Below are 21,215 nucleotides of genomic sequence, written 5' to 3'. Positions count from 1 at the left end.
GCCGCGGCGGATTGCCGTCGGCCCGTCGTGTCTGAAAACCAAAGGGGCCCGGATGACCGGGCCCCGCTATCGTTACTGCATCAGGGTGTGGATGTGCCCCCCAGCATTACCGGCCAGCGTACGCCGAGCAGGTGCCGGCGTTGTTGAGATCGAGGTTCAATCCGCTTCCGTTGCTCAGGAAGTCGTTCTGGATCTCGGTCAGGTAGTTTGCCGGCACCGTCTTGAAGCCATTGCCCGTCACGATCGACGTGAAGCTCGCGTTGGTGTAATGATCGTTGAGGAAGGCGAGCATCCCCTGGCCCGGGCTCGGGTTGTTGTTGCTCGGGTTGGCGTAGCACTGGCTCAGGATGATTTGGCTCGTGCCGGAGACGGGATAGCCAACCGTCGGGTTACCGGCGTTCGGTACCCATTGCGTGGGATCGGTCGGATCGCCGCCATTGTCGAACGTGGGCGGAGCGAACGCGGCCAGCGCGGTCGCCGCGTTGTCGGCCGTCGGCGTAACGTCGGCGTTCGTGAAGCGGTTGCGCAGGCTGGCCACCGAGAGGTTGTTCGTCTGCGCGGGCGCGCTCTTCGGTGCGAGGAACGTGTTCGTGTAGTCGGGGCTCAGATAGCCTACGCCTGCCGTGCCGGCCGAACGCAACGACACGAGCTGCGAGGCCACGCCGCCGCTGCCGCTCGCCGCGACGAAGCGCGTGGGCAGCGTCGTGAACAGGCTCGCGAAGTTCTGCGTCTCGGTGAACGCGATGTTCGAGTTACCCGACGTGCCGGTCGTGCAGACCGCGGCGAGGTGACGCGTGAGCAGGTCGGTCGTGCCGCTGTTGTCCGAACGGTAGACGACCGTGATCGGGGCGTTGAGCGAGTATGCCGCATTCGTGTCGGGATTCTTGACCTGATTCCAGTTCGTCAGCTTGCCCGAGAAAATGCCGCAAAGGTCGTCGTCGTTGAGCGCGACGGTCTTGGCGGTGTCGCCGGGAAGCGAAGGGCCCGTACCGGTCGGCCCGTTGACGACAGGGATCGTGATCGGCGTGACGATGAACGGAATCTGGATCATCGGGCCATCGGTCAGGCCACGGCCGCTCGTCGTATAAGCCGAGACTTGCGCCGTCGAAAGTGCCGCATCGCTGTTCGCGAAGTCGACCGTACCCGTCACCGTCGAGCCGAGGCTCGAAGCGCGGTTTTGCAGGAAAGCCGTTTGGCCCGCGCCCGAGCCAACGGAGAAGTAACGAATCGTGCCGTCGGCGGCCGGGAACAGCGAGATTTCCGAACCGATCGAGGGTGCGACGAGCGACGAGCCGCCGCCGAGCAGGGCCGGCGCCGTTTGGGCCATGGCCGCCGAGGCGCCCAGGGCCGAAATCACTAGTGCAATTGCCTGGCAGATCTTGTGCTTGCGGGATTTCATGGAGATTCCTTTTAAGACAAGTAAGGAGAGACTGGAATTGCAGTCCGCATACCACCCCAACTGCGCGTCAAATATAGATTCGAGTTCCTCGGTAAATCGTGAAACGTCCATGAATTGCATGCGTCGCTTTGGCAACAAATTGTTCGGATAATTTTCGATCGAACGATCAATCCGATTTATTCGGAACGGGGCGTCAGTTTCTCTTCGTTCGCTGCGCGCAGTCTGTTTTGGCGGGCGAAAGCCTCGAACGCGAAGACCTCCGAGCTCAGAAATCTCGGCGTCGCCTGGTTCAGGAAATCAGCCGCCATCGGCACCTCGGCCCATTCGATCAGGTGCCGCGCGTCGGGAAACATCGCGGCCTGCGTACCGCGATAGCGGAGACGAAAAAGGCGCGCCGGCATGTCGCGAGGCGCCCGGAGGTCGGCCACCTCCTTGACGGATGCGTCGAACCAGAAGCGCAGCCAGGCCCGATAAGGGGGGCCGGGTACGGCCGCAATGAAAGCAGAAAGCACGAGCAGAATATAGGGAACATCCGCTTGAGCGAGCGTCGGGCACGCCCACAAACGCAGTACATCGGCATGCTCGATCGCGCGGGTGAAGCGCAGCACGCTGAACTCCGGCGCGACCTCGCGCATGGCCTGCAGGTGTAGCCGCCAATGCGCCAGGAAGTCGTCTCTATGCCGTCGTTCACGAGCGGCATCCGGGGCACGCTGCATGACGGGCACGGCGTCCGGCATGCCGTGATTGACGAGTGGGCACAGCGCCTCCATGCCGGATGCGTGCACGAAGTGCCGCGTTTGCGCGCGATCGTGCAGGCGCGCGATGCGTACGTCTTCGTGGCAGACGGGGCACCGCACCGCCGGCCTTACGCCGGGCGGCAGATTCCCGTATTCGTTCAGATAGGCCTCGGGCGTGACGCGGCTGCCGTCGGCCGGATGAAGGGCGTACTCGAGAATGGGCCGTTCTTTCATGCCGGGTTTGGTTATTCCCTGAAAACGTTATAGGTGATCGGCAATGCGCGGCCATGCGCCTGTGCATCTCTCTTCAATGTGGGGTGCGCATAACGTCGGCTATTTATTCTGTTTTATAAAGCCAGCCGATGTTGCAGAGGCGCTGAGTCAATGGAATGAAAAATGGTTCTGATCTTGTTGTGACGGTCTTCTGGCGAGAAATGCGCTTCGATACGAAACGTTACCGCCGCGAAGTACGGCAATTACGACATCTGATTGAAGCACTCGGGGTCTAGCTTGTGCGCTCCGGCAACGCGAAACGGGCTGGACGGTCAGGGAACCAGCCGCGTAATACGGGGCGGGCCGACGGACGTTGAGCAAACGGTTCGGCGAGCCGCCGCATACCAATCAAGTACGCATCCACATGACACGGAACGTATGACTTGTATGAGAACCGCCATTCGTCGCGCCGGATATTCGATGCTCGCCGCGTGGTGGGCATGGGCGCAACCGGTGCATGCGCAGGTGAAGCTTGCGTTCACGAATGCGGAGATCACCCAGGTCGCCAAGACGATAGGGGCCGCGACGGGGCGCACGATCGTCGTCGATCCGCGCGTGAAAGGCGAGATTTCTCTGGTTTCGGACAATCCCGTCGGCAGGGACAACGCACTGAAGACGCTCGGTGCCGCACTGCGCATGCGCGGTTTCGCGCTCGTGACCGATCATGACGTGATGAAGATCGTACCCGAGGCCGACGCGAAGCTGCAGGGCGTGCCGACGTATGTCGGCAATACGCCGCAAGCCCGCGGCGATACGGTCGTCACGCAGGTCTTCCGGCTGAAGAGCGCGTCGGCCGCGAACCTGATGCCCGCGCTCCGAACGCTGATTACGCCGAACAATGCGATTGCCGCCTATCCCGGCGATAACGCGTTGATCGTGACGGACTACGCGGATAACGTGCGCCGCATTGCCTCGATCATCGCGGGGTTGGACAAGAACGAGACGCGCAATACCGCCGTGATAGAACTGCAGCACGAGAGCGCCGTCGATCTCGCACCCGTCGTGCTGAAACTGCTCGACCCCGGCGCGCTCGGCAATACCGACGCGTCGCTGAAAGTGCTCGTGACGGCCGATCCGCGCCTGAACGCGTTGCTGCTGAAGGCAACGGATCCGTCGCGTATCGCCGAGGCCCGTGCGCTCATCGCGCAGCTCGATGCGCCAACCCGCGTGGCCGGCAACATGCATGTCGTGCACCTGGAGCATGCGGACGCACGCGATCTTGCCAGGGTGCTGCGCGGCATGCTCGGTCAATCGTCCGGTCTGGACAGTAGCAACGACAAGTCGAAACCGCAAGGCTTCGGCGACGGCAAAACGACGGGAGCCGGCGGCACCGGCGCGATCGGGGGCTCGAGCGATTCCACCGGCACTGCCGGCGTGCCGCCACTCCCGAGCGGCGGCCTGTCCGGATCGGGCGGCGCTTCCTCGGGCGGCTATGGCGCTACGAAGACGAGCGAAGGAGGACTGATCGCCGAGGCCAAAAGCGACGATATGGCAAACGGAACGGGAATGATTCAACCGGACCCGGCCACGAATTCGCTCGTCATCACCGCGCCCGAGCCTGTCTACAGGAGCCTGCGCAACGTCATCGATCAACTCGACGTGAGACGCCCGCAGGTCTATCTGGAAGCGATGATCGTGGAGATGACGGCTACGAGCGCGGCCAATCTCGGTGTGCAATGGCAAGGCGCCATCCAGTCGAAGGGCGGCAATAATGCGGTCTATGGCGGCACGAACTTCAATACGTCGACGAGCCAGGGCATCGTCAACCTCACGGCGCAAGGCCAGACGCTGAGCCAGAGTCTGTCGAACGCAGCCGCCACCACGCTGCTCAACAACGGCATCAACATCGGCCTGATTCACAACTTCGGCAAGTTCTTCGGGCTCGGCGCGCTCGTCCAGGCGCTTTCCACGATCAACAACGCCACAATTCTGTCCTCGCCGAACCTCATTACTCTCGACAACGAGGAAGCGCGCATCGTCGTGGGCGCGAACGTACCGGTGGAGACGGGGTCGTATGCGACGGCTACGGCCACCTCGAGCACCGGCGTCACGGCATTCAACACCTATACGCGCCAGGACGTCGGCATCGTACTGCATGTCAAGCCGCAGATCACCAAAGGCGGTGTGATCAAGCTGCTCATCTACTCCGAGGATTCTTCGGTCGACCCGGCGTCGACGAACAACCCGGGTGGCGTGACGATCATCAAGCGTTCGGTTCAGTCGACGGTGCTCGCCGACGATGGCGAGATCATCGTGCTCGGTGGCTTGATTCAGGACGACTACGCGGAGGGCAACAACAAGGTGCCGTGGCTCGGCGATATCCCGGTGATCGGCTCGCTCTTTCGCGCGGAGAACAAGAGCCGCACCAAGACGAACGTCATGGTGTTCCTGCGTCCCGTGATCATTCGCGACGCGGAAATGACCGCCAGCGTTTCCGAGAAACGCTATGGGGAGATCCGTCAGGAGTCCGAACGAAATACCACCGACAACCGGATCGTCGGTGACCGGGACCGCCCCATCGTTCCGCCGCTGCAGTCAGGCCCCGCCCCGAGCGGGTGGGACCGGCGGGAGCGGGACGAGCGGGGCGGGGTTGGCGAAGACGCGCAACGCGAGGGCAGCGCGGGCTCCGGCGAAGCGCGGCATGCGAGGACGCCTTCGACGGACGCGGCAGGCACCGCACTTTCGCCCCGCAACGGAGGCGTCACGCCATGACCAATGCGATGCCCATGATCGAGGCCGTTGGGACGGACGTCCCCCCCTTGGCTGCGGCGAAGGCCGAAACGCTTGGAGCGCGTGACACCGGTGCAGCAGCCTTCGGAACGGCGGCCTCCCGCTCGATGGAAGTGGAAGAGGAAGCGGTCCGCTTGCTGTCCTACGCGTTTTCACGAGCGGGGCAACTGCTGATTGCGCGGCGCGACGCGCAACAGTGCGAGGTGTGGGTGGGCGCCAATACCCGCGATAGTGCGCTGGCCGAGGTAGCACGCCGTTTCGGCGTACTACGCATCGTTCGCCTGCCGGCCGACGAACTGGCCCAGGCGATCAACCAGGCATACGAGCGCAACGACGGCAGCGCGGCGCAGGTTGTGGGCGAAGTGGAAGGCGAAGTCGATCTGTCGCGCCTGATGCAGGACATCCCGGAGGTGGAGGACCTGCTCGAATCGGAAGACGACGCGCCGATCATCCGCATGATCAACGCACTGCTCACGCAGGCCGCGCGCGAACATGCTTCCGACATCCACATCGAGCCGTTCGAGAATGCGTCCGTCGTGCGTTTTCGCGTGGACGGGACGCTGCGCGACGTCGTGCGCCCGAAAAAAGCGCTGCACGGCGCGCTGATCTCGCGCATCAAGATCATGGCGCAGCTCGACATCGCCGAGAAACGTCTGCCGCAGGACGGCCGCATCACCTTGCGCGTGGGCGGCCGCGCGCTGGACGTGCGCGTGTCCACGCTGCCCACGGGGCACGGCGAGCGCGCCGTGCTGCGTCTGCTCGAAAAAGACGCCCAGCATCTGAACCTCGAAGCGCTCGGCATGGGCCCCGATACGCTTGCGCAGTTCGACAAGCTCATCTCGCGGCCGCACGGCATCGTGCTCGTCACCGGGCCCACCGGCTCGGGCAAGACGACCACGCTCTACGCCTCGCTCTCGCGCCTGGAGACGGCCACGACCAACATCATGACGGTCGAGGATCCGATCGAGTACGACCTCTCGGGCATCGGCCAGACGCAGGTCAACGAGCGTATCGGCATGACGTTCGCGCGTGCGCTGCGCTCGATCCTGCGTCAGGACCCCGACATCATCATGATCGGCGAGATCCGCGATCTGGAAACGGCGCAGATCGCCGTGCAGGCCTCGCTCACGGGCCACCTCGTGCTGGCTACGCTGCACACGAACGACGCGGCCTCCGCCGTCACGCGTCTGACCGACATGGGCGTGGAGCCCTATCTGCTCGCCTCCTCGCTGCTCGGCGTGCTCGCGCAGCGGCTCGTGCGCAGGCTGTGCCCGGTGTGCAAGGAAGAGCGGGTGGAGGAAGGCCGCGTGCACTGGCACCCGGTGGGCTGCGACAAGTGCGCGCGCTCGGGCTACGCGGGCCGGCGCGGCATCTACGAACTGCTCGTGATCGACGATGCGATCCGCACGATGATCCACCACAACGCGGCCGATGCCGAGATCCTGAGCACGGCCCGCGCGCAGGGCATGCGCACGCTGCGCGAGGACGGCGAGCGCTGGCTCGCCTCGGGCATGACGTCGCTCGAGGAGCTGATCCGCGTGACGGGCGGCGCGTGATGGCGCATCAGCAACCGATCGGGGAGCGATATGCCGGCATTCCGCTTTGAGGCGATCGACACGGCGGGCCACGCGCAAAAGGGCGTGCTCGATGCGGACAGCGCGCGCTCGGCGCGTGCGCAGCTGCGCACGCAGGGCTTGACGCCGCTGGTGGTCGAGCTGGCGGGCAGCGCCGCGCGCGGCGAGCGCAGCCGCCGCCTCGCGCTCGGGCGCAAGCTGTCGCAGCGCGAGCAGGCCATCCTCACGCGCCAGCTCGCGAGCCTGCTCACGGCGGGGCTGCCGCTGGACGAGGCGCTGGCCGTACTGACCGATCAGGCCGAGCGCGATTACATCCGCGAGCTCGTGGCCGCGATCCGTGCCGAGGTGCTCGGCGGGCATTCGCTGGCCAACGCACTCGAGCAGCATCCGCGCGACTTTCCCGACATCTACCGCGCGCTCGTGGCGGCCGGCGAGCATACGGGCAAGCTCGGGCTCGTGCTCTCGCGGCTGGCCGACTACATCGAGCAGCGCAACGCACTCACGCAGAAGATCGTGCTGGCCTTCACCTATCCGGCCATCGTGACGCTCATTGCGTTCGGCATCGTCACGTTCCTGCTCAGCTATGTGGTACCGCAGGTGGTGAACGTCTTCGCGAGCACGAAGCAGCAACTGCCGTTTCTCACCGTGATGATGATGGCGCTCTCGGGTTTCGTGCGGCACTGGTGGTGGGCGATGCTGATTGCGGTGGCGATCGTCGTGTACGGCGTGCGCGGCGTGCTCGCGCAGGCGGGGCCGCGGCTTGCGTTCGACCGGTGGCTGCTCACCGCGCCGCTCGCGGGCAAGCTCGTGCGCGGCTACAACACGGTGCGCTTTGCGAGCACGCTGGCGATTCTGACGGCGGCCGGCGTGCCGATTCTGCGTGCGCTGCAGGCGGCGGGAGAAACGCTGAACAATCGGGCGATGAGCGGCAACGTGGACGATGCGATCGTGCGCGTGCGCGAGGGGACGTCGCTTTCGCGCGCGCTCGGCAATACGCGCACGTTTCCGCCCGTGCTCGTGCATCTGATCCGTTCGGGCGAGGCCACGGGCGACGTGACGACGATGCTCGATCGCGCGGCCGAGGGCGAGGCGCGCGAACTCGAGCGGCGCACGATGTTTCTTACGAGCCTGCTCGAGCCGCTGTTGATTCTGGCCATGGGTGGCGTCGTGCTCGTGATCGTGCTGGCCGTCATGCTGCCGATCATCGACTTGAACAACATGGTGCAGTGACGAGTTCCGGACCTATGGCACGACAACCGGCGACATCAGCGCAAGAACACGTCGGGATGCGCGGGCACGGCCAACGCGACCTCCCGGCGCACGCCCCGACGCTCGACGATCACCGAGCGCTCGCGTACTTCGACGAGGGTCGATGCGTCGGCGAACTCGCCACCGAGGGGCACCGCGCGCGGCGGGTTGCCGTCGACGGCGAGCAGGGCGGCTGCATGCCGCGCATCGAACGCCAGGATGCCGACGAGCCGCACGTCTTCGCTGCGCATTCGTTCGGGATGAGCACCGAAAAGACGCGCAGCGGGCCGCGTATCGGGGGCTTTCGGCAGGTCCGCGGTGGTCTTCGTGGAAGGCAGCGGCGTGAGAAGAACGCGGGTCCAGCCCGCCAACGCGGCCGCGAGCACGACGGCGGCCAGCACGGTGGCGATAGCCGGAAGGCGGAGCACAAGCGCGACTCGAGGCAGGGCGGGCATGGTAGCGAGGTCCGAGAGAAGTTCGAAGGAAGTCCGATGGAGGTCCGCGGAGCGACCGCGTGCGGCTGCAGCCGCAGCGGAAAAACGCGATGCGACGGGTCGACTCATTCTTGAACCGGAGGGTGAACGCATGATGACCAAAACGACTGCCACGCGCGATGTTTCCATAAGGCGCGCACGTTCTGCACGGCGGCCTCGCGGATTTACGCTCATCGAAATCATGGTCGTGATCGCCATCCTCGGCATTCTTGCCGCGCTGGTCGTGCCGAAGATCATGAGCCGCCCTGACGAGGCGCGCCGCATCGCGGCGCGGCAGGACATCGGTACGATGATGCAGGCGCTCGATCTCTACCGGCTGGACAATGGCCGTTACCCCACGCAGGACCAGGGACTTCGTGCGCTCGTGCAGCGGCCGCAGGCCGAGCCGGTTCCGTCGAACTGGAAGACGGACGGATACCTCGAACGCCTCCCGAACGATCCGTGGGGCAATGGCTATCAGTACTTGAACCCCGGTGTGCACGGGGAAATCGATGTCTTCAGCTTTGGGCCCGAAGGCAAGGGCGGCGGTGAGGGTCATGCGAACATCGGCTCGTGGCAGTAGCCGCCCGCGCGCGGCCACGCGCGGCTTCACGCTGCTTGAGATGCTGGTCGTGCTCGTGATCGCGGGGCTGCTCGTTTCGTTTGTCGCCCTGGCGCCCACGCGCAATCGGCGCACCGATCTGGCGGAGGAAGCCGCTCGGCTTGCGGCAATGCTCGACGCCGCGAGCGACGAGGCTCAACTGCGCGCGAGCCCGATCGCCTGGGAGCCGTCGCGCGGCGGCTATCGCTTTCTCGTCCGTACGGCCGAAGGGCGATGGGCGGAGCTTCGGGACGGCGTGCTGCGCCCGTATCGCTGGCAGGCGTGGGTGACCGGCGTTTCCATTCACTATACGGGCGGCGAAGAGCAGACGAGCCGCGTGGTGCTCGGCGAAGAAAGCGTCGACAGCGCAGTCACCATCACGCTGTCTTCGGACGGCGCCCGCGCGAGTGTGGCCGGCACCGGTTTCGGCAGTTTCGAAGCGAGACGCCCATGATTGATCGGACCGTGGATCTATGTCGACTTTGATCGTTCTGCTTGCGCCCCTCGAACTCGAACTCGAGCAAAGGCGGGAGCGCGCCACGTCGCTGCATTACGTCGTGCTCGACGCTCGTGGGGCGACGGTCGATTCGGGTATCGCGACGCCACACGCGATGCCGCAGGCGCGTGCGACGGTGCTGGTTCTCGCGGCGAGCGACACCTTGCTGTTGAGCGTCACGCTGCCGCCCGTCAAGGGGACGCAGTTGCAAAAACTCTTGCCGAATGTAGTGGAGGAACACGTGCTCGACGACATGCGGCATTGCCACGTTGCGCTCGATCCACTGGCGGGCGAGGGCGGCGAGCGGTATGTCGCGGTGGTGGACCGCGAACGGCTCGCAGCGGCGATTGCGCCCTTCGCGTCAGTCGGGCGTGGCCGGCTGCGCGTGGTGCCGCTCGTGCGTTGCTTGCCGCAAGCCCCGAACCTGGCAGCCGTGGCACGCTCGCGGTGCGGCGACGGTAGCGGCTTTGACCGTTTCGCCGAAAACGGCGACGCGGGATCGGTGGTGCTTCGCCCTGCGCCGGGTGACCGCAGCGGTGACGATGGCGATGGCGAGGCGGCGGCAGACGTCGCGACCGAGCCGGCGACGGAGCCTCGCCGGGCTGTGGCCTTGGTGGTGACATCAAGGTGTCATGCGGACAGTGAGCATGGTACCGCCGTCGAGCTGGCGGTACGCAAAGGCGCACTTGGCTTCGGGATGTCGATCGCCGACGACACGCTCGCGCCGACACTGGCGATGCTGCGCGAGCAGCAGCCGTTGACGGTGTACCGGCTGGAACCGGGCGTCGCCGCGCCGACCGGCTGCGAGATACGGGACGTCGATATGACGGACGCCGATCACACGATCACGTTCGAGAACCTCGCGCGCGAGGCAATGGCCTGCCGTTTCGATCTGAGCGACGCTTCGCTGCGGCGCGGCCCGCACGCGGGGGCCATCAGGCCATGGCGATCGGCACTCGCTCTCATGACATTGGCACTCGTGGTATCGCTGATTGCCGTCAACGTCCGCTGGACACAGTACCGTCATCGGCGCGAGGCCATCGAAGCGCAAATGACGCAAATCGTGACGGCGGCATTGCCGGATACCACGGTGATACTCGACGCGCCGGCGCAGATGACGGCTGGGCTCGCGCGCGTACGCCGTCGCAGCGGGGAGCTCGCCGACGACGATTTCGTTTCGCTGGCCGGCCGCCTCGGACGTTCGCTGACGCCTGCGATGTCGGCGTCAATGGCGTCGCTGAGCTACCGCGGCGGCATGCTCGAACTGACGTTCAAACCCGGCGCGTCGATCGACAAGGACGCGTTCAAGCATGCCCTGGTGCGTAATGGTCTGTCTGAAAAGGAGGACGACGGCAAATGGACGCTCGCTTTGCAGGTGCCCGCACGGCGCTGAGCGCATGGTTTGCGGCGCGCTCGCCGCGCGAGCGCTGGATGCTGGCGGCGCTCGCCGCCGCGTGCATGGGGTGGGGTGCCTATAGCGGCCTATGGGCACCCGCTTTCGATGGAATCGCGCGGATCCGCTCGGCACTGCCCGTGCTCGAGCAGCAGTTGGCCCAGATGCAAATGCAGGGGCAGGTCATGGCGCGCCTGCGCGCCGCTTCCTTGCCCGGGCCGAGCGGCGCCGGCTTGCGCGATGCACTGGCGACGTCACTCGCACGTGGTGGCATACGCGACGCTCAGGCCGTCGTGGCTGGCAACACCGTGAGAATAGAAGCGCACAACGCGTCGTTCGCTGCCTGGATCGCCTGGGTCGATCGCGTGCGCGTGACGGAGCGCGCGCGCCTTGTCGAGACGCGCCTCACGGGCGAGGCCGAGCGAGGCCGAGTAACCGTTTCGGCGCTTTTCGAGCCCGCTTCATCGCCATGACACAAGGAGCGCGCCCTGAACAGGCCGATAAGCGGCGATAAAGCATGCGATATTGCTGCTTGCGTCGTCAATAAAAGCGGAGCAGATAATGAAGAATTCATTCGACGGACGTAAATGCTTTTACAGCAAGGCTTTGTGCGTTAATTGAAATGTGACAGTTTTGTGCAAAAATATCCGTCGCGACCTGACGGGCGATACGTTGCACGTTGTACATTTATCGGGGGGCTGTTTTTCTCACCAGATGGGACGGGCGGAAGGGAATTGCCCGATCAAACAACTTTTGAAATAATTCTCGAACAGGCTTGTTCGGAAAAAGGCGAATATATAGAATCGCCTTGCCACAAAAATATCGACACCGATGCGGAAATTCGGATGCTGCCGTCCCGAGGGCGATTCACGGCTGCATCCGACATACAAACGGCAACAGGGGCTATCTGTGAAGATTCTATTTCAACGTCATGCGCTGGCGATGGCCGCGCGCGAATTCAGCAAAAATCCTTCCAAGGCACTGAGAGAGGCGAACGATCATCCTGTGATGGTGACCAAGTACGGGCAGCCGATAGCCTGCCTCGTATCGATCGAGCATTGGAACGACCTCATCCAGGAACAGCGAAACCGGGTGCTCGAAGAGCGGATCAATGAGGTGCCGTGCGTCGCGCAAAGCGGTTGATCCATCGGCGGCGCGAGGCCATTTCGCCGCGCGGTCAACCCGGCGCGCGGCGCGTCCAGATCACCGACGTCCAGACACCGTTGCCGATACCATACCGGGCGATCAGCGTATCGACGCGCGCGTCGATACGCTTCGAGCGAATTCGACAGTGAACGATGAAATACCCGCTGTTGACGGCCGCGAGTGCGCCGTCCGGCAGTGCTGCTTCGCCGCCGGCAGCGCGCAGTTGCAGTGCGATGTCGGCCGTGCTGACGAAATAGGCGGTTTTGCGCCGCTCGACGAGCCGTTCGGCCTGTGACGGATCGAGTGCGGGGATCGCAGCCATCAAGGCCGCCGCGGAGGCCGTATTGACGTTGACTTCCGTATAGTCGGGCAGCAGTGTCGCGACTTCCGACAGTGCGGCGATCGCGTGCGGCCCGTAGCCCGGGATGCGCGCGAGATCGGTTAGCGATACCAGTTGCAGCGGGCGCCCGTCGATGCCCGAGCCCGCACCGAGCGAGCGCACGATATGTATGGCCGTTGCCTCGGCGAGGCCCGCATCGATCGCGAGCGGCGCCAGCAGGCGCCGATAGGCCGCCACGCCTCTCCCATCCACTTGCCACGGCTGACCGGGCCCTGCGCGCGACGCCAGATTCATCAGGTTGAATTTCGCCTGCGCGTCTTCGATCCACCCCGATATCGCCGCATCGGCGAGTTCGCCGCTCGTCGCCAGTGCTTGCCGGGGCAAGACGCTCGAGAGACGAATGTCGCGCACCGGATTCGACCATCGCTGGCCGTAAAAGGCGACGTTCGATCGGCGCGCCTGCTCGCGCAGCACGACACGCGCCCACTCCACGGCGCCGCGCTCGAGCCAGCGCAGCTCCACTGCTGTGCGCTGATTGCGCACATCCCTCAATGCTACGAGTTCGCGCCATGCCACGCCGGCGGCAAGCGTGGCCGCCAGCGCCACGACGAGCAGGGCGGTGACGATGGCCATGCCGCGATCGTTGCGGACACGCATATTCGCGCGCCGGCGCGTGCGTCTGCACCGCGTGCCATGCATAGGCTTCTCCCGAGCCGGATCAGGCCGGCCAGCGTCTCGACGGCGCGAGCATACGCGAGCGCGTGGCGCGAAGACGTGACAGGTTTTGCCCACATCGTGTCGCGCTTTCGACATGTTATTCCCGGCGATTCGGGTACTGGCGCGAAACCCCGCGGGCGTTTCGTTGTACGGACAACGAGTCATGCGCGTGACTCTGGGTGTTTGTATCGTGCCGGACTTAACCGAGTGACGGGCCGCGTGTAAGCCCGATCGATGACGATACGAAACGGACGAAACGGACGGAGCGGCGCAATGACGCCAGCGGTAAACGGGGTGGAGGTGCGGGTGGGGCGCGGGACGCGACGTCGATGGTGGGGCGCCATATCGATGGGAACGCTTGCCGCTGCCGCTGCCGTTGTAGCTGCCGCGCAGGCGCAGGCGCAAACCACGGCACAACCGGCCGTGACGCCGTCCGACACATTCGATGTCAACGAATACATCGTGCGCGGCAATTCCGTGCTGCAACCCATCGACATCGAGAAAGCCGTCTATCCGTATGCGGGGCCTGGCCGTTCGCTGCACGACGTCGAAGCGGCGCGCGACGCGCTGCAAAAGACGTATCAGGATAAGGGCTACCAGTCGGTCGTGGTCGAATTGCCGTCGCAGCGGGTGACGAACGGCGTCATCTATCTGCAGGTGGTGGAGACGAAGGTGGGCCGCGTGCGTATCGAGGGCGCCACCTACGCATCGCCGCAACTGATACGCGACGCCGTGCCCGCGTTGACCGAGGGGACGGTGCCCGACTTTACCCGGGCGCAGGCGCAGCTCGCGGATCTGAACAAGACGGCGGACCGCCAGGTGGTGCCGCTGCTGCGCCCGGGCGTCATGCCTCAGACGGTCGACGTCGACCTGAAGGTCGACGATCATCGCCCACTGCACGGCAGTCTCGAACTCAACAATGATCGCAGCCCCGACACGGCGCCGCTGCGCACCGTTGCATCTTTGAGCTACTCGAACGTCTGGCAGCTTGGCCATGTGCTGTCGGGCAGCTTCCTGATCGCGCCGCAACGCCCGCGCGATGCACAGGTGTATTCGCTCTCGTATCTGGCGCCGCTCGAACGCTCGCATTGGAGTCTGCTCGCAACCGCATTCCATTCGAACAGCAATGTGGCGTCGCTCGGCGGCACCAACGTGCTCGGCAAAGGCACGGCGTTCGGCTTGTCGGCGGTTTATGCGCTGCCGTCGTCGGACACATACAGCCAATCGGCGAGTGTCGGCGTCGACTATAGACACTTCGACGAGCGCGATACGTTCGCCGGGTTCACGACCACCGCGCCGCTCACTTATGCGCCGCTCACGCTCTCGTACAACGGGCAGCTCAACCGCAGGACCTCGGTGACGACGATCGGTGCCTCGCTCGTCACCAATCTGCGCGGCATCGGCAGCAATGCCAACGAGTTCGACAACAAACGCTATAACGCGACGTCCGACTTTCTCTACGGCAAGCTCGACTTCACGCATCTGCAGACGCTCGCGCACGACATGCAGGTCAATGCGCGTGTCGACGCCCAATTCGCGAACTCGCCGCTCGTTTCGAGCGAGCAGTTCGCGGCGGGCGGCATGAATACCGTACGCGGCTATCTCCAAGCCGAGGAGACCGGGGACAACGGCGTGATCGCATCGCTGGAGTGGCGCAGCCCGTCGATCGCAAGGTACCTCGGCAGCGGTGTCAACGAGTGGCGTTTTCACGCCTTCGTCGACGCCGCGCATCTGTGGCTCCTGAGCCCGCTGCCCGAACAGACCGCGAGCTTCAACCTGCTGTCGGTCGGCATCGGCTCGCGCATCAAGCTGCTTCGTTACGCGGCAGCCGATGTGGAGATGGCATTTCCATTGAAGGCCGGCGTCAATACGCGGGCCTATAACCCACGGTTCGACTTTTATCTGCGCGCGAGTTTCTGACGTTCTTCGAACGTCATGGCCCGTGGCGCATCATCGGGAGCATAAAGTGAAGCGAGCTTTATTCCTCTGGCTGGCCTTCGTCTGCGCGGCGCTGCCGGGCATGGCGCACGCCTGGTGGCAGGACGACTGGTCCTACAGGAAGGCGATCACGATCGACACATCGTCCAAAGGCGCGAACATCGCCGAATCGGCCGGACGCGCACCGCTTTTGATCCGGCTGCATGCGGGCAATTTTCAGTTCGACGGCATCGGCGAAAACGGTGCGGACATCCGCTTCGTGGCATCGGACGACAAAACGCCGCTCAGCTACGAGATCGATCGTTACGACCCGCTGCTCGGCGTTGCGCTGATCTGGGTGGATCTGCCGCACTGGCCGGCCGGTGCCGCCCAGTCGATCTGGATGTATTACGGAAACAAGAAGGCGCAGCCCGGCGCGAAGCCGGCCGAAACATTCGATCCCGGCTATACGCTCGTCTATCACTTCAACGAGGCGACAGGCATGCCGCCGAAGGATGCCACGGCGTACGGGAATCAGGCGCAAAACGCGCCGGTGCGCACCGCCGAGGACGGCATCATCGGCCGTGCGGCGCAGTTCAACGGCGCCTCGCCGCTCAACCTGGTGGCGAGCCCGTCGCTAGCCCTCGCACGCGGCGGCGCATTCACCTTGAGCGCATGGGTCAAGCCGGGCGCCGTCGGACCACGCGCGCTGCTCTACGCGCGGCGGGACGGGGCGAACGCGCTCCTGATCGGACTCGACAACGGTGTGCCCTTCGTCGAAGTGGATGCGGACGGCGCATCGTCGCGCACCGCACCCGGCCAGCCGGTCACCGCCAATCAATGGACCCATCTGGCGGTGGTGGCCGACGGCAAGGCCGTGACGCTTTACGTCGGCGGCAAGCCTTATGCGCAAGTTGCAGCGGTCCTGCCGGCACTCGACGGCGCCGCGGCCGTGGGCGCGGATGTGGCTGGCACGCAAGGGACGACTACCGGCAGCTTTGCCGGCTTCATCGGCGAAATCGACGAACTGCGTCTGTCGAAGGTCGCGCGACCGGCCGCGCTCGTCGCGGCCGATGCGATCGGTCAGGGCGCCGAGTCGAAGCTCGTCGCCTATGGCGCAGACGAGAAGCAGGCCGGCTTCGGATTCGGCTACTTCGGCGTGATCGTCAAATCCGTAACGGTCGATGCATGGGTCGTCATCGCCATCCTGCTCGTCATGGCCGCGATTTCGTGGTGGGTCATGTGGACGAAGGCCCGCTATGTGTCGACGATCGACCGCGCGAACGACCACTTCATGCGGCGCTTCCGTGAACTGGCCGGACGCCATCTGACGGGGCTGGCCAAAGTGGACGAGCGCTCCGAAGAGGGCCGGCGCCTGCGGGCCTCGTCGCTCTACCGGCTCTACCGGGCGGGCGTTGCCGAAATCGACAGCCGTATCGACAGCGAGGGCCGCAAGCTCATCACGAGCGAATCGATCGAGGCGATCCGCGCGACGATGGACGCCACGCTCGTGCGCGAAAACCAGCGGCTTTCCCGATCGATGGTGCTGCTCACGATCGCGATCTCGGGTGGCCCGTTCCTCGGCCTGCTCGGCACCGTGGTGGGCGTGATGATCACGTTTGCCGCGATCGCCGCGGCGGGCGACGTCAATGTCAATGCGATCGCACCGGGTATCGCGGCCGCGCTGCTCGCGACGGTGACGGGCCTCTTCGTCGCGATTCCGGCCCTCTTTGGCTACAACTACCTGCTCATTCGCAACAAGAACGTGACGGCGAACATGCAGGTGTTCGTCGACGAGTTCGTGACGCGTCTTGCCGAAGCGCATCGCAGCGTCGATCGCGCGCTGAGCATCGACTGAAGCCACGCACGGAGGATCCACACCATGCAGGTCCAGGACGACGACAAGCCCTACGACGACATCAACATCACGCCGATGCTCGATCTCGCGTACGTGCTGCTGGTGATCTTCATCATCATGACGACCGCATCCGTACAGGGCATTCGCGTCGATCTGCCGAAGGCAAGCTCATCGACGAGCCTCGCGAAACCGCAGACGAAGGCGATCACGGTTTCCGATTCGGGGCAGATTTACCTCGACGCCTATCCCGTGAGCATGGACGAGCTCGAGAGCCGCCTGCGCTCGCAAAAGGCGATGACGCCCGATTTCCCGATCGTGCTCAAGGGCGACTCGGCCGTCGCCTACCAGAAGGTGATGGACGTGCTGGACCTGCTGCGACGGCTCGACCTCGCGCAAGTAGGCCTCGTGACCGGTAAATCGCCTTCGGGAGGCTAGCGGCGCGCGATGGAAACGCCTTTCGACAATGGCTACGACAACCCGGACACGGCGCGCGCGAGCCGGTGGATCAAGCGGGCGGCGTTGCTTGCGGTGCTGATCGCCGTCGCGTGGCTCATGCGCCACTTCGCCGGCGATCAGGCGGGCGTCAAGCGGGCGCAGGCGCCGATGGTAACGACGGTTATTCCGTTGCCGCCGCCACCTCCGCCCCCGCCGCCGCAACAAAAGCCGCCGGAGAAAGTCGAGCAGCAGACCAAGGCGCCCGTGGAGCGGCCCACCGAGGTGCCGAAGCCCGCGCAGTCGCCGAAGCCCGCCGACAACACGCCCAGGCAGTTGACGATGAATGCGCCGGCGCAGGCGGGCACCGACGGTTTCAACATCGGTGCGGGAGATGGTACGGGCATGGCGGGCAGTGGCGGGGCAGGCGCATTCGGCAACGCGACGTATCGGCAGTACATGGCCTATCTGCTGCAGCAGGCGGTGGAGCGCGACAAGCGCGTGCAGCAGGCGGGTGGCGGGAGCCGCTTCGACGTGAACCTGAATGTGTGGATGGAGCCATCGGGGCGCATCGTCAAGGTGGCGATCGCTCGTTCGACCGGTGATACGGCGCTCGACGACGCCATCGCAAGCGCGATCCAGGCAATCGGCCGCATGGACGAGGCGCCGCCGCCGAACGCGACCTACCCGGTGCTGGTGAAACTGCAGGGGCGCAAGACGGGACTGTGAACGCGGGGGCACGCGCGGCTCGCCGCGAGCGAATGGAAGAACAACGGCATGTCATGTGGAGAATCGGAATGACGATCGAAACGCGGCGCAACGGTGGCCGCAACAGAACGGGGATCGGCCGCTTGCCGCGCGTGGAGCGGCGTGCGGCAGCACTAGCGATGGCGGGTATGACGCTCGCCGCGACGGCGCACGCGCAATCGCTCGAGACCCAGGCGGCCGAGGCAGCCGCCGCGGGTCTGGCTGCGCCGACGGAAAGCGTCGTCGTCAATCTGATCAACCTGCTCGTCAAGCGCGGCGTGCTCACGCAGCAAAACGCCAACGACCTGATTCGCGAGGCACGTGACGAGGCGGCGCAGACGAAGGCATCGCGTACGCGCGCGGGTGCGAGCGCGGCAATCGTCAACGCGCCGACGCAGCCCGGCGATGTGGCCGTGCCGTACGTACCGCAGCTCGTGCGCGATCAGATCCGCGAGCAGGTGAAGCAGGAAGTGGTCGCGCAGGCAAAGGCCGAGAACTGGGCGCAGCCGAACACGTTTCCCGACTGGGTATCGAGAATCCGGATCAGTGGCGATATTCGCGTGCGCGACGAATACCATTTCTATTCGCCGCGCAATGCGACGGGCGTGACCGACTTCGCCGCGATCAACGCAGGCAGCGCCTACGACGTGAACCCGAATACGAACCTGGGTTTGCCGCCCACGCTGAACACGACCGAGAACCGCAACAACCTGCTGCGCGTGCGTGCACGCCTCGGCGTGACGGCGCAGATCGCCGAGACACTGGCAGCGGGCATGCAACTCGCCTCGGGCAACGACAACGGCCCCGTATCGACCACCTCGACACTCGGCGGGGGGTTCTCGAAAAAGAACATCTGGTTGAACCAGGCCTATATCCGCTACACGCCCACGCCGTGGCTCAACGTCACGGCCGGTCGCTTCGACAATCCGTTCTTCTCGTCCGATCTCGTCTATTCGAACGATCTCGAGTTCGACGGGATTGCGGCAACGGCCCGTCGTGCGCTGCCCTCGGCGCCCGAGCTCACGCTGTTCGGCACGCTGGGCGTTTTTCCGATCCAATACACAGGGGAGAATTTCCCCGCCACGCAGATCGAAAAGAGCGGCACCGATACGCGCTGGATGCTCGGGATGCAAGCCGGCGCACAGTGGAAGATCAACCCGCGGAACCGCCTCACGGGCGCGATTGCCTACTACGATTTCATGAACCTGCGCGGCAATCTGTCCGCGCCATGCGCGCTTTATCTGGGCGCCACGAGCTGCAGCACCGACAACGAAGCGCCGGCATTCATGCAAAAGGGCAATACGCTCGTCGCGCTGCGCAACATCGTGCAGAACCCGAATCTCGCGCCTGGTCTCACGCCCGATCCGCAGTACTTCGGCCTCGCTTACAACTACCGGCTCTTCGATGCCAGGCTGCAATGGGATACGGTGGTGGCCGACCGGTTCAAATTACGTCTCGACGGCGAGTACGTGCGCAATCTGGCATACAACACGAACAAGGCATTTGCGGCGCCGTCGCTGCCGGTAAACAACTACAACAACGCCAGCACGTCATCCACGGTGACTCAGGCGGACTACAAGAGCGGGCCGAACGGTTACATGTTCAAGGCGACGCTCGGCGAACCGGAAACGGTGAGCAAGGGCGACTGGAATTTTTCGGTGACCTACAAGTATCTCGAGCCCGACGCCGTGCTTGCGGCGCTCACCGATCCCGACTTCCATCTCGGCGGCACGAACGCAAAGGGTTACGTGATCGGCGCGCAATACGGCATCGCGCGCGACGCGTGGCTTGCGGCGCGCTACCTCAGCGCGCGCGAAGTGTACGGGCCGCCGATGACGATCGACGTGCTGCAGATCGAACTCAACGCGCGCTTCTGAGGCCGACATGAAACCGATTCGCCCGCTCATCGTCCTGTGCGCCGCGGCGCTCGTGCCACTCGGCGCGTCCGGGCAAAGCATGGAGGAGCGCTTGCGGGCGCAGTTGCGCACGACCGTGCAGCAACTGCGCGATCTCCAGGAGGCGCAGGCGCAATGGCAAAACGAGAAGACAGCCGTGGAGGCCGCGCGAGACAAGGCGATATCCGAGCGCGACGCGGCGAAGGCCGAGCTGGCCCGCGCACGCGCATCGCAAACGAGCGAGCGCGCGCTGGCGCAGGAACGGGCGAGTCATGCGCGCGATAGAGCCGAGCTTGAAAAAGCGCGCACGTCTTCCGCGCAACTGGTGGCCGAGCGGCGTACCCAAGGAACCGAGCTCGCAGGCGTGCAGGCCAGGCTCGACGCCGCGAGCGGCCAGTTGCAACGCTGCGAGGCGAAGAACGCCCAGCTCTATCGGGTGGGGCACGAATTGCTCGACGCGTACGAGCACGTGGATTTGGGCACGTTCCTGCAAACACGGCAGCCCTTCGCACAGCGCGCGCGCGTGAAGTACGACGAGATCGCGCAGCAATACGGCGATGCGCTTTACGCGGGCAGATTCGACCGGCGCATGACGACGACAGCGGCGCCCGCATCGGCTCCGCGGCCCGCTTCCGCGCCGGAGGTCGGACCTTAGGCCCGCCGCGGCGAGGCAGCCGGAAACGGTAGCGGGATGGCGCGGCCCGCATGGGATGACGCGCGCCGACACGATGTCAGAAGGATGGATTCGACATGACCGATCATGACCAGGCAGGAGAAAAGGCGCTGCTGACCGAGGCGAGCGTCGATCGCGTCGCGGAGTGTTTCAAGTCCGCGGGCTATCGCGTGACGCTCGCCGAACAAGCAGGCGTTACCCAACTGATGAGCGCGAGCCAGGGCATCGGTTTCGCCGTGCGCTTCGGCAACGCGGGAACCGAGCCGGGTACGTTCATCGACTACACGCTCAGCTGCGTGCTGCGGGTGCAGGGCGAATTGCCGCCCGAACTCGTGGCGGGCTGGAACGCGACGAAGCGTTTTGCGCGGTTATCTCTGCAGGGCGCCTTTCTCGTGCTGGAAATGGATGTGGTCGTGGCGGGCGGTGTCAGCGTACGTCACCTGCGCGCGACGATCGAGCTTTGGGATCGGCTCATCCAGGAGTTCCTGCTTCATTTGCGCAATCGGCCCGCGTTGGCGGCCACCGACAGCGCGCAGCGCGCGGCGCCCGTCGCCGAGGAGGTCTGA

Annotated in this window: 19 protein-coding genes; 15 read left to right on the top strand and 4 right to left on the bottom strand. The window is 65.0% G+C overall.

Annotated elements, in window-relative coordinates; all coding sequences use genetic code 11:
• Positions 1–106: 106 nt before the first annotated feature.
• Together U0034_RS00965 and U0034_RS00960 are read right to left on the bottom strand one after the other, a co-directional pair.
• Positions 107–1,399: a substrate-binding domain-containing protein gene (locus U0034_RS00965; protein WP_085226383.1), complete on the bottom strand. Its 1,293-nt coding sequence runs from the start codon at positions 1,397–1,399 to the stop codon at positions 107–109.
• Between the two features lie 176 nt (positions 1,400–1,575).
• Entirely contained in the window at positions 1,576–2,370 is a 795-nt protein-coding gene (locus U0034_RS00960; RefSeq protein ID WP_102623055.1) for a hypothetical protein, read from the bottom strand.
• Between the two features lie 426 nt (positions 2,371–2,796).
• Here U0034_RS00960 and gspD point away from each other — a divergent pair, with 426 nt between their 5' ends.
• The 3 genes from gspD to gspF all read left to right on the top strand — a co-directional run bounded on the left by gspD (position 2,797) and on the right by gspF (position 7,943).
• Complete coding sequence (gspD, locus tag U0034_RS00955; RefSeq protein ID WP_102623054.1) at positions 2,797–5,121, top strand: type II secretion system secretin GspD; 2,325 nt, start codon at positions 2,797–2,799, stop codon at positions 5,119–5,121.
• A 125-nt stretch (positions 5,122–5,246) separates the two neighbouring features.
• On the top strand, positions 5,247–6,695 hold the full coding sequence (gene gspE, locus U0034_RS00950) for a type II secretion system ATPase GspE (RefSeq protein WP_170257519.1): 1,449 nt from the start codon (positions 5,247–5,249) through the stop codon (positions 6,693–6,695).
• A 30-nt stretch (positions 6,696–6,725) separates the two neighbouring features.
• Positions 6,726–7,943, top strand: a complete 1,218-nt coding sequence (gene gspF / locus U0034_RS00945; RefSeq protein ID WP_114718014.1) for a type II secretion system inner membrane protein GspF — start codon at positions 6,726–6,728, stop codon at positions 7,941–7,943.
• A gap of 35 nt (positions 7,944–7,978) precedes the next feature.
• Here gspF and U0034_RS00940 read toward each other — a convergent pair whose 3' ends face one another.
• Positions 7,979–8,389 carry a general secretion pathway protein GspC gene (locus tag U0034_RS00940; protein ID WP_139831223.1) on the bottom strand — a complete coding sequence of 137 codons (411 nt, stop codon included), beginning with the start codon at positions 8,387–8,389 and terminating at the stop codon, positions 7,979–7,981.
• Positions 8,390–8,546: 157 nt separating this feature from the next.
• Between U0034_RS00940 and gspG the strand changes: the two genes are divergently transcribed.
• The 5 genes from gspG (at position 8,547) to U0034_RS00915 (ending at position 12,067) form a co-directional block, all read left to right on the top strand.
• A complete protein-coding gene (gspG, locus tag U0034_RS00935; protein ID WP_085230546.1) occupies positions 8,547–9,017 on the top strand; it encodes a type II secretion system major pseudopilin GspG in 471 nt (156 codons plus the stop codon).
• On the top strand, positions 8,992–9,489 hold the full coding sequence (locus U0034_RS00930; protein ID WP_085230544.1) for a GspH/FimT family pseudopilin: 498 nt from the start codon (positions 8,992–8,994) through the stop codon (positions 9,487–9,489). Before gspG ends, U0034_RS00930 begins: the two co-directional genes overlap by 26 nt.
• Positions 9,490–9,508: 19 nt before the next feature.
• Positions 9,509–10,924, top strand: a complete 1,416-nt coding sequence (gene gspL, locus U0034_RS00925; protein ID WP_085230542.1) for a type II secretion system protein GspL — start codon at positions 9,509–9,511, stop codon at positions 10,922–10,924.
• Positions 10,888–11,397, top strand: coding sequence for a type II secretion system protein GspM (gene gspM / locus U0034_RS00920; RefSeq protein ID WP_085230541.1), 510 nt, complete (start codon positions 10,888–10,890; stop codon positions 11,395–11,397). Before gspL ends, gspM begins: the two co-directional genes overlap by 37 nt.
• A gap of 436 nt (positions 11,398–11,833) precedes the next feature.
• Positions 11,834–12,067: a type II toxin-antitoxin system prevent-host-death family antitoxin gene (locus U0034_RS00915; RefSeq protein ID WP_233212079.1), complete on the top strand. Its 234-nt coding sequence runs from the start codon at positions 11,834–11,836 to the stop codon at positions 12,065–12,067.
• Positions 12,068–12,101: 34 nt separating this feature from the next.
• Here U0034_RS00915 and gspK read toward each other — a convergent pair whose 3' ends face one another.
• Entirely contained in the window at positions 12,102–13,043 is a 942-nt protein-coding gene (gspK, locus tag U0034_RS00910) for a type II secretion system minor pseudopilin GspK (protein WP_233212078.1), read from the bottom strand.
• 357 nt (positions 13,044–13,400) lie between these two features.
• On the opposite strand from gspK, the gene U0034_RS00905 reads away from it, so the two are divergent.
• The 7 genes from U0034_RS00905 to U0034_RS00875 all read left to right on the top strand — a co-directional run bounded on the left by U0034_RS00905 (position 13,401) and on the right by U0034_RS00875 (position 21,215).
• Positions 13,401–15,047 carry a ShlB/FhaC/HecB family hemolysin secretion/activation protein gene (locus U0034_RS00905; RefSeq protein WP_233212077.1) on the top strand — a complete coding sequence of 549 codons (1,647 nt, stop codon included), beginning with the start codon at positions 13,401–13,403 and terminating at the stop codon, positions 15,045–15,047.
• A 46-nt stretch (positions 15,048–15,093) separates the two neighbouring features.
• The gene (locus U0034_RS00900) at positions 15,094–16,902 is read left to right on the top strand and encodes a DUF2341 domain-containing protein (protein WP_386092045.1); all 1,809 of its coding nucleotides are present in this window, start codon (positions 15,094–15,096) and stop codon (positions 16,900–16,902) included.
• 24 nt (positions 16,903–16,926) lie between these two features.
• Entirely contained in the window at positions 16,927–17,337 is a 411-nt protein-coding gene (locus tag U0034_RS00895) for an ExbD/TolR family protein (protein ID WP_085230536.1), read from the top strand.
• 9 nt (positions 17,338–17,346) lie between these two features.
• Positions 17,347–18,063 carry a TonB family protein gene (locus U0034_RS00890; protein WP_085230535.1) on the top strand — a complete coding sequence of 239 codons (717 nt, stop codon included), beginning with the start codon at positions 17,347–17,349 and terminating at the stop codon, positions 18,061–18,063.
• 68 nt (positions 18,064–18,131) lie between these two features.
• On the top strand, positions 18,132–19,958 hold the full coding sequence (locus U0034_RS00885) for a putative porin (protein WP_085230533.1): 1,827 nt from the start codon (positions 18,132–18,134) through the stop codon (positions 19,956–19,958).
• A 7-nt stretch (positions 19,959–19,965) separates the two neighbouring features.
• The gene (locus U0034_RS00880; protein ID WP_085230532.1) at positions 19,966–20,631 is read left to right on the top strand and encodes a hypothetical protein; all 666 of its coding nucleotides are present in this window, start codon (positions 19,966–19,968) and stop codon (positions 20,629–20,631) included.
• A gap of 95 nt (positions 20,632–20,726) precedes the next feature.
• Complete coding sequence (locus U0034_RS00875; protein WP_085230530.1) at positions 20,727–21,215, top strand: YbjN domain-containing protein; 489 nt, start codon at positions 20,727–20,729, stop codon at positions 21,213–21,215.

The sequence above is a fragment of the Trinickia caryophylli genome, assembly GCF_034424545.1.
Lineage (GTDB): Bacteria > Pseudomonadota > Gammaproteobacteria > Burkholderiales > Burkholderiaceae > Trinickia > Trinickia caryophylli.
Note: the sequence above shows the minus strand (reverse complement) of the source record. Positions and strands in the feature narration are given on the sequence as shown.